Source organism: Cyclobacteriaceae bacterium, assembly GCA_025808415.1.
In the GTDB taxonomy this organism is placed as follows: domain Bacteria; phylum Bacteroidota; class Bacteroidia; order Cytophagales; family Cyclobacteriaceae; genus UBA2336.
In genome coordinates this window covers 627,325-641,273 of sequence record CP075525.1, presented here as the reverse complement: position 1 = coordinate 641,273, position 13,949 = coordinate 627,325, and the positions used below count along the sequence as shown (strand labels likewise).

General features: G+C 43.0%; 10 protein-coding genes and 1 tRNA gene. 7 read left to right on the top strand and 4 right to left on the bottom strand.

Annotated elements, in window-relative coordinates:
- The first annotated feature begins 5 nt into the window (after positions 1 to 5).
- Positions 6 to 2,600 carry an ABC transporter permease gene (locus tag KIT51_02945; protein ID UYN87250.1) on the top strand — a complete coding sequence of 865 codons (2,595 nt, stop codon included), beginning with the start codon at positions 6 to 8 and terminating at the stop codon, positions 2,598 to 2,600.
- Positions 2,601 to 2,656: 56 nt separating this feature from the next.
- Positions 2,657 to 5,272, top strand: coding sequence for an ABC transporter permease (locus KIT51_02940; GenBank protein ID UYN87249.1), 2,616 nt, complete (start codon positions 2,657 to 2,659; stop codon positions 5,270 to 5,272).
- A gap of 93 nt (positions 5,273 to 5,365) precedes the next feature.
- On the opposite strand, the gene KIT51_02935 is transcribed toward KIT51_02940, so the two are convergent.
- Positions 5,366 to 6,211, bottom strand: a complete 846-nt coding sequence (locus KIT51_02935) for an alpha/beta hydrolase (GenBank protein UYN87248.1) — start codon at positions 6,209 to 6,211, stop codon at positions 5,366 to 5,368.
- Positions 6,212 to 6,227: 16 nt separating this feature from the next.
- Between KIT51_02935 and KIT51_02930 the strand changes: the two genes are divergently transcribed.
- On the top strand, positions 6,228 to 7,109 hold the full coding sequence (locus KIT51_02930) for an AraC family transcriptional regulator (GenBank protein ID UYN87247.1): 882 nt from the start codon (positions 6,228 to 6,230) through the stop codon (positions 7,107 to 7,109).
- A 3-nt stretch (positions 7,110 to 7,112) separates the two neighbouring features.
- Here KIT51_02930 and KIT51_02925 read toward each other — a convergent pair whose 3' ends face one another.
- Positions 7,113 to 7,565: a MarR family transcriptional regulator gene (locus tag KIT51_02925; GenBank protein ID UYN87246.1), complete on the bottom strand. Its 453-nt coding sequence runs from the start codon at positions 7,563 to 7,565 to the stop codon at positions 7,113 to 7,115.
- A 61-nt stretch (positions 7,566 to 7,626) separates the two neighbouring features.
- Between KIT51_02925 and KIT51_02920 the strand changes: the two genes are divergently transcribed.
- Complete coding sequence (locus tag KIT51_02920; protein ID UYN87245.1) at positions 7,627 to 8,139, top strand: DUF1905 domain-containing protein; 513 nt, start codon at positions 7,627 to 7,629, stop codon at positions 8,137 to 8,139.
- Positions 8,140 to 9,022: 883 nt separating this feature from the next.
- Here the strand turns inward: KIT51_02920 and KIT51_02915 are convergent.
- Both KIT51_02915 and KIT51_02910 read right to left on the bottom strand, forming a co-directional pair.
- Positions 9,023 to 9,097: transfer RNA gene (locus KIT51_02915), tRNA-Val, on the bottom strand.
- 101 nt (positions 9,098 to 9,198) lie between these two features.
- Entirely contained in the window at positions 9,199 to 9,759 is a 561-nt protein-coding gene (locus tag KIT51_02910) for a hypothetical protein (GenBank protein ID UYN87244.1), read from the bottom strand.
- Between the two features lie 285 nt (positions 9,760 to 10,044).
- Between KIT51_02910 and KIT51_02905 the strand changes: the two genes are divergently transcribed.
- From KIT51_02905 to KIT51_02895, 3 genes are all read left to right on the top strand, one after another.
- Positions 10,045 to 11,382 (top strand): ammonium transporter, encoded by a 1,338-nt coding sequence (locus KIT51_02905; GenBank protein UYN87243.1) that lies wholly within the window; start codon positions 10,045 to 10,047, stop codon positions 11,380 to 11,382.
- 123 nt (positions 11,383 to 11,505) lie between these two features.
- Positions 11,506 to 12,723 carry a porin gene (locus tag KIT51_02900; protein ID UYN87242.1) on the top strand — a complete coding sequence of 406 codons (1,218 nt, stop codon included), beginning with the start codon at positions 11,506 to 11,508 and terminating at the stop codon, positions 12,721 to 12,723.
- Positions 12,724 to 12,751: 28 nt separating this feature from the next.
- Positions 12,752 to 13,807, top strand: a complete 1,056-nt coding sequence (locus KIT51_02895) for a glutamine synthetase beta-grasp domain-containing protein (GenBank protein UYN87241.1) — start codon at positions 12,752 to 12,754, stop codon at positions 13,805 to 13,807.
- Positions 13,808 to 13,949 lie beyond the last annotated feature (142 nt).

Below are 13,949 nucleotides of genomic sequence, written 5' to 3'. Positions count from 1 at the left end.
GCAATATGAAAATTTCACCTCCGCGCTGGGCCGATCGATTTCTTGAGTGGTACTGCCATCCAGATCTACTTGAAGAAATTCAGGGAGATGCCTATGAACTTTACAATCGCACAGCAAAGAATAGCAAACGAAAAGCCGACTTCCTTTTCATCTGGAATGTGTTGCGCTTTTTTCGGTTTCGAAATATTCGTAAAAAACAAAAATATTCTTCATCCACTATCAATATCAGCATGTTAAAAAGTTACTTCATCTCAGGTCTTCGCAATATCAATCGCCAGCTTATTCATTCTGTCATCAATATTTCCGGCTTGGCCATGGCCATTTCTTGTTGCATCAGTGTGTTTCTGCTGGTCGATTCGTTTTATGATCTCGATTCGTTTCATGCAAATAAAGACAGGCTATACCTGGCAGTCAGTGAAGTAAAAACAGGCGATGAAACCGAAACCTGGGCACGCTCACCTTACTTGCTCGGGCCTGCATTGATTGCCGAACAATCATCCGTAGAAAATATGGTGCGGATTCAAAAGCTTGGTGATTTAAGCGTACGCCATCAAGACCAAGTGTTTAATGAAACATTGTGGTGTGCCGATAGCACATTTTTCGATATTTTCAATTACCCAATCATTAGCGGCCGACAAAATCCGCTCAACGAAAAACACGATATTGTGCTTAGTCGCAAAACGGCTGAGAAATATTTCGGAACAGATAATGCCATTGGCAAAGAACTATCCATAAAGTTTGATACCGGGCAGCCCGTGCTTTTTTACGTAAGCGCAGTGGCCGACAACATGATTGAAAAATCGAGTATGCATTTTACCATAATAATCCCGATGTCGTTTTGGGAAGAATATCGAGGAAGCGAATACGCAAATTGGGCAACATGGGCACGCTCAACATTCGTGCTCATGAAGGAGGGTCGGCAGCCTGCCTCACTTGCTACTGCCATTAATGAATATCAGAAATTGCAGAATCAGGCCAACGAAAAATTTCAGATGCAAGGCATCGACTGGGTCCCCATACGCGATGTTTCCGCAAGAAGTTATGAAATAGTGGATAGCCTTTCTTGGGATATACATCCCACTACCATTATCGTTATCAGTACCATTGTATTGTTTCTATTGGTGCTGTCGTGTTTCAATTACATGAACGTTTCTATTGCCTCGGTAACTTTACGGCTAAAAGAAATCGGCATTCGCAAAGTAATTGGCGGAAGCAAAGCCCAGGTGATATTGCAATACATGGTTGAAAATCTGGTATTGTGCTCTATAGCCCTTGCAGCCGGAACGGCCCTGGCTTACTTAATTATGGTGCCTGCTTTCAATTCGTTATACCCTATCAATGTGCCATTTTCATTTTCCTCTACCCAGGCCTTGCTGATCTTCTTTGGCGGAACATTGTTCTTAATCGCTATTATTTCAGGAGCATATCCCTCGCTGTATGTTTCCTCGTTTAATGCCATTTATATTCTGAAAGGCAACGAAAAGTTTGGGCGCAAAGGTTTCTTCAGTAAAAGCATGTTGGGTTTTCAGTTTGCTATTTCATTTACTACTATTATTTTCTCCATGCTTTCAATAAGTAACCGTACTTATTTCGAAACAAAAGATTGGGGCTATGATCATCAAGACATTGCCTATTTTCCTATTCACGGCAAAGATCAGTTTCAGGCGCTAAGTAACCTGCTATCGCAACAAAGCCAGGTAGTGCAATACGCAGGCTCGGCCAGCCATATTGGCGATGAAGATGAGCTCACAAGCGTTTCCAGTCACGACAAAGAAATACAAGTGACCCGTTTTCCTGTAGGGGTTGATTATGCGCAAACCATGAACCTTCGATTAAAAGAAGGCCGCTTCTTCAGCACAGCTTCAGCTTCCGATAAGCAAGCAGCTGTAATCGTAAACGAAGTGCTGGTAAAAAAGATGGGATGGAGTGAACCGCTTAACGAAATGCTAACATTTCATGGCGACAAATATTCAGTAATTGGTGTGGTGCAGAATTTTTATTACGAAGATTTTGACAAAAAACTTGCGCCCGCTTTGATGCACATCGTACCCGAAAATGAATTCACCTACTTTGTTGTGAAGAGTAAACCTGGACAGATTGAAACTGTAACTGAATTAATTCGAAAAACATGGCCATCTATTGCTCCCGATGATGCTTATCTGGGTAAAAATCAGGGCGAGGTATTCGGTAGCTTCTATCATAATACACGTTCTGACAGCAAAATTATGTATTTCATTTCCATGATGGCATTAATCCTTGCCTGTATGGGCCTGTTCGGATTGGTGTCTTACGATCTTTCAAGGAGACTAAAAGAGTTTAGTGTTCGAAAAATTTTTGGTGCCGACACGCTCACTATTTTTAAATTGATGAGTCGGGAGTACTGGCTAGTGATCTTGGGTGCATTTGTATTTGGATCCATTATCGGCTATTACTTGACGGCACAACTACACCTGGTCGTTTACCCCGATCCCATGCCATTACCACAATGGCCGCTGATTGTTACGTTTGGACTAATGGTGATTTCAGTATTTCTTACAGTGGCTACACAGCTGTATCGTATAGTAAAGGAGAATCCTGTGATTACACTTAGAAATGAGTAAGTCGATAAGAAAATAGCATCTCGAAATATTTGCCAACACCCATTCAAAAAACATATATGCACAAAAGTACTCCACCCAAATGGGCCGAACACTTTTTAGAATGGTACTGTCGTGCCGACCTGTTGGAGCAAATTCAAGGCGATGTGCATGAACTTTACAATCGCACAGCAAAGAATAACAAACGAAAGGCCGACTTCCTTTTCATCTGGAATGTCCTTCGCTTCTTCCGTTGGAAGAACATTAAGAAGAGAAAACCGAATCAAGAAAACACCATCTTCTACGCTGCTATGCTTAAAAACATTTTAACAGTTTCATTCCGCAATTTTTTACGTTATCCAGGGCACTCGTTTATTAACGTTACCGGTTTGGCTGCAGGTTTTACTTGCGCTTTCCTGATTTTGCTTTGGGTAAGTCATGAATATTCATTCGATCAGTTTCATAACAACAAAGAACAGCTTTATAAAGTACTTACCCATGTAGATGCCAACGGCACCATACAAACATACGATGTGGCTGGCAACAATATGGATGTTTCATCTGTTCCGGAGATTGAGAGCATGACGCGAATTTCATCCGGCAATCGTTGGCCGCATGAATTATGTTTTCGGCCTGAAGGCAAACCAAACGAGTGCATCTACTTTAACGGCATTTATAGCAATGAAACGCTGTTCAGTAATTTTAACTTTCCAATACTTTCCGGAGATACGAATCCATTGAACAAGCCTGCGCAGATTGCCATTTCAGAAAAAATGGCGCAAACGCTTTTCTCATCAGAAAACCCGATTGGCAAAACCATAAAAATTGATGATACCCGAGAAGTGATAATTGCTTCCATTTTCAAAAATATTCCAGGACAATCATCCATTCAGTTTGATTTTGCATTACCCTTTGATATTCTCAAAAAGCAATGGGGCATTAATGACGACATGCTTGCACAACAGTTTTTTAGCATTTACCTGAAAACAAAATTACCGGTTAAAACAAAAACGCTAACGGAAAAACTAAACAACGAACAAGTTATCAGTGCCGCATACAAGGCGCAAAATATCAAGTATGAAGCATACGCTTTCACCGATTGGCACCTGAAGAGCAAGTTTGAAAACGGGCTTAACAGCGGTGGTCGTATTGAATACGTAACCCTGTTTATCATTATAGGCATATTGGTGATGCTGATGGCCGTAATAAACTTTGTAAACATGGCAACTGCCCGTGCCGCTCTTCGTGCAAAAGAAATCGGCCTACGCAAAGTTACCGGGGCTTACCGCGGCAGCTTAATTGTTCAGTTTATGGGCGAAGCTTTCTTTATTGTTTTTGTAGCCTTTCTGATTTCAGCCCTGGTAACGCAACTCGTACTCCCCTTCTTCAGCCAGTTGATTGGAGAGCCGTTAACCTTGAATTTATTAAGCGAAAAAATACCACTGTATTTAGCCAGTGGGTTAATCCTTATTGCTTTGATGGCCGGTTTTTATCCTGCCTTTATCATCTCATCGTTTCAACCCGCAACTATTTTAAAAGGACAACTGTCAAACGCTACCACCGGATCACTTCGGTTAAGAAAGGCACTGATGGTTGTTCAATTAAGTGCTTCTGTGGGGATTATAATTTTTGGAAGCATTCTGTTTCGCCAATTGGAATTCATTACCCAAACCAACCTGGGTTTCGATCGAAGTAATACCATACGACTTGAGCCAACGTTTACACTGCTAAAAAATTACGATGCTTTCAAAAATGATTTACTCAGCAATCCCATTATTGAGAGTGTTGGCGCGTCCGATTCAAACCCGTTAAGCACAGGTGGAGGAAATGTAGGTGTTACCTGGCAAGGCAAATCGCCTGATTTACGAGTTTCTTTTAAAACAATTGGCTGTTTCCATGACTTTCCGGAAACGATTGGCTTACAGTTACTGGATGGAAACAATTTCCATGCTGAGCGACAAATTCATGATTCCCTCGCAACGGAGGTACTGATTTCAAAAAAAGCTGCGGCTATTATGGGTTTTGATAATCCGATTGGTGAAAAAATTACAATCGGAGATGCTGCGTGTGAAATAGTAGGTGTTGTTAACGACTTCCACACAGCATCACTTCACAATGCAATAGAACCTGTAATTCTTTACCGAAAAAAAATCTACAACGTTTCAGCTATCTACATAAAATACCAAGCTGGCATGGCCCAGCAAGCTCAGGAAATTGTGAATACGGCTTACAAAAAAATAGAGCCAACCTTTACCATGAAATATTGGTTTCAGGATGAAACATTCAACGAGTTATACAAAACAGAAATTCTGGCATCACGACTGGTCATAATTTTTTCCATTATTGCATTGGTGATCGCCATCATCGGAATAGCCGGTTTAGCTACTTTTAATGTGATGCGGAAAACAAAAGAGATTGGAATTCGAAGAGTCTTTGGTGCGTCCATTCCAGAAGTTTTAGGTGTGCTTTTTAAAGAATTCTCGTGGGTGCTTCTCTTCGCAGTTATCGTATCCACACCTATCGCCTGGTATTCTTCGAATCAATGGCTAAACGGATTTGCTTATCGTACGGCTATCCCCTGGTGGATATTTGTATCTACGGTAGTCGGAACGGCTTTACTCATCCTGATCATTATCTGGTTACAAGGGCGCAAAACAATTGGAACGAATCCAACCCTGGTATTGCGAAGTGAGTAAGTGCTAAAATCTTCCACCCAGGTAAACCGATATGGCGCCCGGATTAGCGGACAGTACCATGAGCTAATGGATACTAACCCAACTATCCTGTTATTATTTACTTCCCTGCGGCATAAGCTGCGCAGCAGCCTTCTTGGCCCACTCCACAGTTGAAGGTTTACTGAACGGCTTGTCAAAAAATTCTTTTAGCCAATACAACATCAGGCTGGGTTTTTCATCAGAAATAAAATGCGTGGTGGCCGGTACAATGCATAAGTTAGAATTCGGAATAGCTTTGAAAATCTTTACAGAGTGTTCGAGCAATACTGCATCACGATCACCCGCCATGACCATGACCGGTGCGGTGATTTTTCCAAGATCAGTAAAAGCAAGGTTAGGATGTTCCACCATTAACCGGATATGCTTTTGCATAAGTGTGTCAGGTATGGCTTTGTAATTTTTCATCATCTCCACAATGAAGGGCTCCAATGCTGTGTTGTCGGGCTGAACATTGGCACCCGTAGCCACCAGCTTTTTTACTTTGACAGGATATTGATAGCCCATAATCAATCCAATAATACCACCATCACTATGGCCCCAGATATAGGCCGAATCAATTTTCAGTTGATTCAATAACCCATTGATATCACTGGCCATCAGTTCATAGTTCAACTCTTTTGAACATCCACTTTTGCCATGGCAGCGATTATCAACGGCTATTACCCGATACTTCTTTGCCAGTTCAGGTATAAGATTCGCCCTTCCGGCTATCGAACCTCCATTACCATGTAATAACAAAAGGGGCTGACCTTCTCCATACACTTCGTAATAGAGTTGTATTCCATTAACATTCGCAAATTTTCCGCTTTGTGAATTCTTTCCATAAGCAACGCCCTGCGCCATGCTAATACATAGCCCAGCGATTACAATTCCGACAGCGATCAAAATGAGTCTTTTCATACTTTAATGTTGATTTGTGCACAAAACTATCCTCGGCACCGGTGGAATAATTGTAAATTTTGGACAAATGCATCCTGTACAGGTTGAAGAATTAAAACCCATAGACCCATTATTACTGGGCTACATTGAAATGTATAAATGGATATCGGCAAAAGAGCCATTAACTGTTCGGACTATTCCCAATGGGCGGCTGGATGCATGGATTACACTAACGGGTAGATTTTGGTGGCAGCATGATGCGACCGATGAATTTCAAGCTCTTCCTGACTCAGGTTTTTTTCCGTTAACCCGGTTGGGCAATCGGGCCAAAACAGAAAAAAATTTCTCCTGCATCAGTATTAAGATTTTTCCTCATGCCCTTACACTGCCTGTAATGGCCGATCAGCAACTTAACCAGCCTCTAAGTTTTCCTGAAATCTTTGATTCGGAAGCGTGCAGCACTTTAGCGCATCACTTGCATTCAACTTCCGATCCGCTTGAACACCGGAAATACATAGATCAATTTTTTGCACAAGAACTTTTTAGAAAAGGAACCCCCGATCAATGGATGCGTGATGTGATCACCGCCCTGGAAAAGGGTGCCGCTGCTCAAATGACCATGATGGAAATTGCGGAACAAAATCATGTTACCATTAAAACGCTTGAACGAAGATTTAAAAAGGTGTTTGGGATTTCCCCAAAATTGTTTGCCGACTTGATTCGCTTGCAGGAGACTGCAAAAAATATCCGCTACGACAAACATGATTCAATAAGTCATGGCGATTTAGTGGAAGCACTTGGATTTGGCTATTACGATCAATCACATTTTGTAAAAGCTTGCAAAAAAATTACGGGGTTAACGCCAAAGCAATTGTTCACAAAGCTTCCAGGGCAGGTAACGGATTTTCTGATTGAGTAAAAGTTATCCTCGTAATTTATCCAGTAATCGGTTTAATTCCTGTACTTCAGCTTTAGTCAGGTTCTTCAGCGAATTTTGCCATCCATCCGATGCACGATCAATTTTCACTAACAGGTTCAATCCTTTATCGGTAATGCTTATGTCCACCTGCCTGCGGTTGTTCTTGCAGATTTCACGTTTTACCAAACCCTTTACACGAAGTTTCTCTACCAAGCGTGTAGCATTGCTATTTTTATCAATCATACGGCAGGTAATGTCGGCCAGCATGATGGGTTTAGGATGGCTGCCCCGTAAAATGCGTAATACGTTAAATTGTTCCGGGGTAACATCAAACGTTTTTAGAAAAGTTGCGTTCAGGTTATACAGCCAGCTTCCGGTAAACAAAATGTTTACAGCCGCTTTTTGGAATTCGCTTTGAAATTTTTCCTGTTTAACTTCACTTTCAATGGAAGCCATAGCGCTGGTATTTTAGATCAAACCAAAATTAATACAATAGTTGTAGATACAATTAAATCCCATGATCGCTTTTACCGCCACCATACAACGTTTTGATAAAAAAGGAGAAAAAACCGGCTGGAGTTACATTGAAATAAGTGCTGCGCATGCCAAAAAACTCAAACCAGATACCAAGACTTCTTTTCGGGTTAAAGGAAAACTGGATCAATTCGACATCAAGCAAATTGCACTAATCCCGATGGGTGATGGGAAATTCATTATTCCCTTTAACGCTACCATGCGCAAGAGCACCGGTAAAAAGCAAGGCGACAAACTGAAGGTTGTGCTTGAGCCTGATGAAAGCAAGTTTGTGATGAATGCAGATTTCGTTGCCTGCCTGAAAGATGACCCGATGGCGAACGCCTTTTTCAAAACCTTACCGGCCGGTCATCAACGTTATTTCAGTAAATGGATTGATAGTGCAAAAACAGCACAAACCCAGACCAAACGAATTGTAATGGCTGTTAATGCGCTCGCGCGAAAAATGGGCTTTCCGGAAATGTTGAGGGAGGAGAAGCGGAATAAATTTAATTAAGGAGCTAATCCAAGGAGAAGGAGACTTGAAATGTGGGAGCTGAGGGATTCCCTGCCTGACTGCGTCACGCAGGCAGGGAACCCCTCGACCCTCGCAGTAGGCCGGATGCTGTAACCAGCTATACTTATCGGCAGTTGAAGAATTAAGAATATAAAATATGGCTTGCATAAAAAAGTCTCCCAAGATAAGGAGACTTCTTTACGTGGGAGCTGAGGGATTCCCTGCCTGACTGCGTCACGCAGGCAGGGAACCCCTCGACCCTCGCAGTAGGCCGGATGCTGTAACCAGCTATACTTATCGGCAGTTGAAGAATTAAGAATATAAAATATGGCTTGCATAAAAAAGTCTCCCAAGATAAGGAGACTTCTTTACGTGGGAGCTGAGGGATTCCCTGCCTGACTGCGTCACGCAGGCAGGGAACCCCTCGACCCTCGCAGTAGGCCGGATGCTGTAACCAGCTATACTTATCGGCAGTTGAAGAATTAAGAATATAAAATATGGCTTGCATAAAAAAGTCTCCCAAGATAAGGAGACTTCTTTACGTGGGAGCTGAGGGATTCCCTGCCTGACTGCGTCACGCAGGCAGGGAACCCCTCGACCCTCGCAGTAGGCCGGATGCTGTAACCAGCTATACTTATCGGCAGTTGAAGAATTAAGAATATAAAATATGGCTTGCATAAAAAAGTCTCCCAAGATAAGGAGACTTCTTTACGTGGGAGCTGAGGGATTCCCTGCCTGACTGCGTCACGCAGGCAGGGAACCCCTCGACCCTCGCAGTAGGCCGGATGCTGTAACCAGCTATACTTATCGGCAGTTGAAGAATTAAGAATATAAAATATGGCTTGCATAAAAAAGTCTCCCAAGATAAGGAGACTTCTTTACGTGGGAGCTGAGGGATTCGAACCCCCGACCCTCTGCTTGTAAGGCAGATGCTCTGAACCAGCTGAGCTAAGCTCCCTTGTTTTGGGACTGCAAATGTAGCAGAGAAAATTATTTACGCAAAAATCTTTTGTTGGCTATTAAAACTATTGAAGTAGCCCACAAAATCTCGTGGCCCAATTAGTCCCTTATCGGGGAATGATATTGCATAATGTCGAATGCATCGCGCAAACTTGTGCTCATCAGAATCATATCATTTAACTTTTTCTTTCTAAAGGTAGGTTCGCCCAGTTTCCAAACCTCGTTTTTATAAAATCCTTTGCGCGTTATCTTGCTTTGGTGACGGGACACCTGCTGCGGTTCGTTTTCAAAATAAAGCCCATAAATCGTTACCCGATAGCCTTGATCGGCCATTTCTACAACAAATTTACCTTTCCATTCTCCACTCCAGTATATTAGTGGGGTGTTGTTGTACTTTCGGCCATACCGCTGACAGTCAACCTGGTAATGACGGATTTCCCCATTATAACCAAGTTCGTTTCGCACCACGTTTTGGGTAAAAATTTTTGACTTCAGCATCGACACCACTTCGCGCCTCAGGCTGTCCTGCGGGCCATCGTACAAATAGGTACAGCGCCATACCAATTCATTGTTTTCGATTTCAAACAAATTGAATTTCTGGGCGTGACTCAATGTAGCAATGCCCAGGCACACAACCCACAACAACCGTAAATATGCCATGCTGCAACAAACTCACTTTTGATTGAAAATACAACCCACTAACGGACAGGAATCATATGTAAACTGTCTCTCTAAGAAAGTGGGTATTTACAGACTAATGGGTTAAAAAATACCCTTATTATTAAAAATAAATAAGTTTTTTTGAGAATCAGGGTCAAAAAATACCCTATTTAAATCGTTTTCGATACTTTTTATTAACAATACGGTAAAAATCCAATAAAACATTCTGAAGTTTGCTTGAGATTCAAAAGAAAATCCTTCAATCAAACCTAAACCCAGAATTTTATGAAACGATCCTTACTCTACCTTGCACTTCTGGTCGGGTTCAGCATACTGGCTGTATTTATGCCCGCTGTACCGGCCACCATCAACACCGAGGGCATCGACTCCGGGGATGTGGCCTGGATGCTTGCCGCCACAGCCCTCGTGTTATTAATGACCCCGGGCCTCGCCTATTTCTATGGAGGCATGATCAACACCAAAAACATCATCTCTACTATGCTTCAAAGTTTTATCGCCATGGGCGTGATTAGCGTACTGTGGATTGTCGTGGGTTTCAGCCTGGCCTTTGGCGATTCCATCGGTGGGGTTATCGGTAACCCAACCACCTACTTCATGTTCCAGAATGTATTGGACGCACCCGTGTTCGGTACAATACCATTGGTGTTATTTGCCTTCTTCCAACTCAAGTTTGCCATCATCACGCCAGCTCTGATTACCGGCACCTTTGCTGAACGCATACGCTTTAAGTCGTACATTATTTTCCTGGTACTGTTCTCACTATTCATTTATGCGCCACTGGCACATATGACGTGGCATGCTGATGGGTTCTTCTTCAAGCTTGGCGTTTTGGATTTTGCCGGAGGAACAGTTGTGCATATGTCTGCGGGCTTCGCGGCCCTTATCGCTTCCATGTATTTAAGAAATAAAACAGAAGTAAAAGAGGCGATTAAACCGGCTAACATTCCCTTTGTACTGCTGGGCACAGGCTTGCTCTGGTTTGGTTGGTTCGGCTTCAACGCTGGCAGTGCGCTCAGCGCAGGAACACTTGCAGCTTCAGCCTTTGCAGCAACAAACACAGCTTCGGCTGCTGCTGGATTATACTGGGTACTGTTTGATTCTGTTCGCGGCAAGAAACCCTCTGCCCTTGGCTTCTGCATTGGTGCTGTGGTAGGGCTTGTTGCCATAACACCGGCTGCCGGATTTGTAACTATACCGGCCAGTCTTTTCATAGGAACAATGGCCGCGCTGATCAGCAATGTGGTGGTGCATTGGAAATCTAAAACTTCCCTGGAAGATACTCTTGATGTATTCCCTTGCCATGGTGTGGGTGGTGCTGTAGGTATGGTAATGACAGGATTACTCGCCAGCACTGCAGTGAACAGTGGAAACGGAACAGGTAACGGACTGTTCTTTGGTGAGTTTGAATTATTCAAAGTGCAAATGATCGGACTCGTGGTTGCCGTTGCTTTTATCAGCATTGGGTCATTTGTCATCCTGAAAATTACCGATCTTATTTCACCGATGACCATCAGCCGAGAAGAAAAACAAGTTGGATCAGATTACAGCCAACACGGTGAAAACCTGAATTCATTAGAACTGGATAAGGGAATTGCTGCCTGATGCATCACCAAAGCGTTCCGGAGGGTGTAAGAGACCCTGCCGGAACCACTTTAGCTTATTGTTTAAAAAAACACACCCAAAAATATGAAAAATTCAGCTTTACACTTTTTGAAATATGTCATCATGCTTTTCGTTCTGATGAATGGTTTCAGCTTAATGGCCCAGGAGAACTTGATTGTTGCGTCCACAGTGAAGTTTCCGCCAAAAGAAGAACGTATTGTTACAGCCGGTGACCTGGCCGAGCAATCACTAAAGAAGGAAGAAAATGAGGAAGATGAAATCCCTAAACTGACTTTCTCCGGCTCGGTTGATACCTACTTTCACAGTTCATTCAAAACGAAGAACTTTTATTATGACGATGCCTTTGCGCCCTCCTCATCATTTGCAGATTCAAAAGGCTTTTCCATTGGCATGGTGAATCTTATTACTTCCTATGCCGGAAGCAAAGCAGGATTTACAGCCGACCTCGTTTTCGGCCCTCGTGGAAAAGCTGCCGTGTTCGGATCGGCATCCGGGCAGGCCATTATCAACCAGGCATTTGTGTACTATAACTTTTCTGACAAAGTAACACTCAATGTAGGGCAGTTCAATACCTTCCTTGGCTATGAGGTTATCTCACCAGCTGTAAACTTTCATTACTCAACTTCTTACTTGTTCTCTTATGGACCATTCAATCACACAGGTGCGCGACTTGATTTTGCATTAGATAAAGGAATTGTTGCCAAGATTGCCGTTATGAACCCAACCGACCTGGTTGAGTTCAATCCGGTAAACACGTATACACTGGGTGCTCAAATTGGAAAAACTTCTGATGCTGGCGGAATCTGGTTCAACTTTCTGTATGGTGATCAGGATGGAAAATTGGTAAAAGATGAAGCCACTATCGGTGAAAGCTCTGCTGGAAAATTATTTCAGGCTGATATTACACTGGGCTATGAGTTAACACCGGTATTTTACCTCGGATTCAATGCATCGATGCAAAGTACAGCAGCTGGTGAAGAGGTGAATGACAATGGCAACATTGTAAAAACAGCTGGACCAACGTCTTCCTTTCTGGGCTTTGCCGTGTATCCTAAAATCAGTCTTTCAAAAAACTTCGGCCTGGGATTGCGCGCTGAATACTTTTCGATCAAACATAATCACCTAAGCATTTTCGGTCTTGGCGAAGATGGCGCGGGAAGTGTTGCTGAATTCACTCTTTCTGGAAATTACAAAGTCGGTAACCTGATGCTTATACCGGAAGTACGCATCGATAAAACTTCAGAAAACTCCTTTTATAAAGGATCAAGCACCCAAGACACAATAGCTACACTTAACCTTGCTGCTGTATATAAATTTTAAACCACTATAAACTTTAAATTTTATAATTATGTCGAAAGTAAAACTCGAATACATTTGGTTGGATGGTTATACCCCAACCCAAAGTCTGCGGAGCAAAACCAAAATCATCAGAAACTTTGATGGCACGTTAGATGGTTGCCCTATGTGGTCGTTTGATGGCAGTTCAACCGAGCAAGCACCCGGGGGATCTTCTGACTGTTTATTACTGCCTGTTGCCTTGTTTCCTGACCCTGCGCGAAGAGATGCCTATCTTGTGATGTGCGAAGTGCTGAGCCCGGATGGGACGCCCCATCCTTCCAATGCCCGCGCCACCATTCAAGATGATGACCGCGATTTTTGGTTTGGTTTTGAACAAGAGTACTTTCTTTGGAACCCAGAAACCAACAAGCCGCTTGGGTTTCCTGAAAATGGTTATCCATCACCACAAGGACCCTACTATTGTTCCGTTGGTGCAGGTAAAGCCTATGGCAGGGAAATCATTGAAAAACATCTTGACTACTGCTTAACAGCCGGCATTAATGTAGAAGGTATTAATGCCGAGGTGGCACCGGGTCAGTGGGAGTTCCAAATTTTTGCGAAAGGTGCTAAAGAAGCAGGTGACCAGGTTTGGGTAGCGCGCTACCTGCTTGAACGAACGGCTGAGCAATATGGTGTATCCATAAATTGGCATTGCAAACCCTTGGGCCAAACCGACTGGAATGGATCAGGCATGCACGCCAACTTCTCTAATGCGTTGTTAAGGGAATGCGGCTCTCGTGAAGTGTATGAACAAATATGCCAGGGATTTGCTCCGCTTGTTAAAGAGCATATTGAGGTTTACGGGGCCGACAATCACTTGCGTCTTACCGGCAAACACGAAACACAGTCTATCGACAAGTTTTCTTATGGAGTTTCCGATCGCGGAGCATCCATACGCATTCCTATTGCCACCGTGGAAAATGGTTGGAAGGGCTGGCTAGAAGACCGAAGACCGAATTCATCGGCCGATCCGTATAAAGTTGCAGCCCGCATAATTACCACGGTCAAGCATGCATCAAACTTTGAGTTTGCCGCCATTAACGGAAACGGGGTAGCCCATTATTAGTCTATCTCTCTATATTCTATTTGTCGGCCTGTAAATAAGGAGGGGTAGGTTGCCCCTCCTTTACTTTTACCGCCTTAAATTCTTTTCACCAAACAATATATCAGGTTCAGGTTGGTTTAAACTTTGTGAGCTATTTTTGCAA

Bases quoted from the DNA above. Each gene is read 5' to 3' on its own strand.
- KIT51_02935 (UYN87248.1), bottom strand. From the start codon at position 6,211: ATGAAAAGACTCATTTTGATCGCTGTCGGAATTGTAATCGCTGGGCTA.
- KIT51_02895 (UYN87241.1), top strand. From the start codon at position 12,752: ATGTCGAAAGTAAAACTCGAATACATTTGGTTGGATGGTTATACCCCA.
- KIT51_02940 (UYN87249.1), top strand. From the start codon at position 2,657: ATGCACAAAAGTACTCCACCCAAATGGGCCGAACACTTTTTAGAATGG.
- KIT51_02945 (UYN87250.1), top strand. From the start codon at position 6: ATGAAAATTTCACCTCCGCGCTGGGCCGATCGATTTCTTGAGTGGTAC.
- KIT51_02910 (UYN87244.1), bottom strand. From the start codon at position 9,759: ATGGCATATTTACGGTTGTTGTGGGTTGTGTGCCTGGGCATTGCTACA.
- KIT51_02920 (UYN87245.1), top strand. From the start codon at position 7,627: ATGATCGCTTTTACCGCCACCATACAACGTTTTGATAAAAAAGGAGAA.
- KIT51_02900 (UYN87242.1), top strand. From the start codon at position 11,506: ATGCTTTTCGTTCTGATGAATGGTTTCAGCTTAATGGCCCAGGAGAAC.
- KIT51_02925 (UYN87246.1), bottom strand. From the start codon at position 7,565: ATGGCTTCCATTGAAAGTGAAGTTAAACAGGAAAAATTTCAAAGCGAA.
- KIT51_02905 (UYN87243.1), top strand. From the start codon at position 10,045: ATGAAACGATCCTTACTCTACCTTGCACTTCTGGTCGGGTTCAGCATA.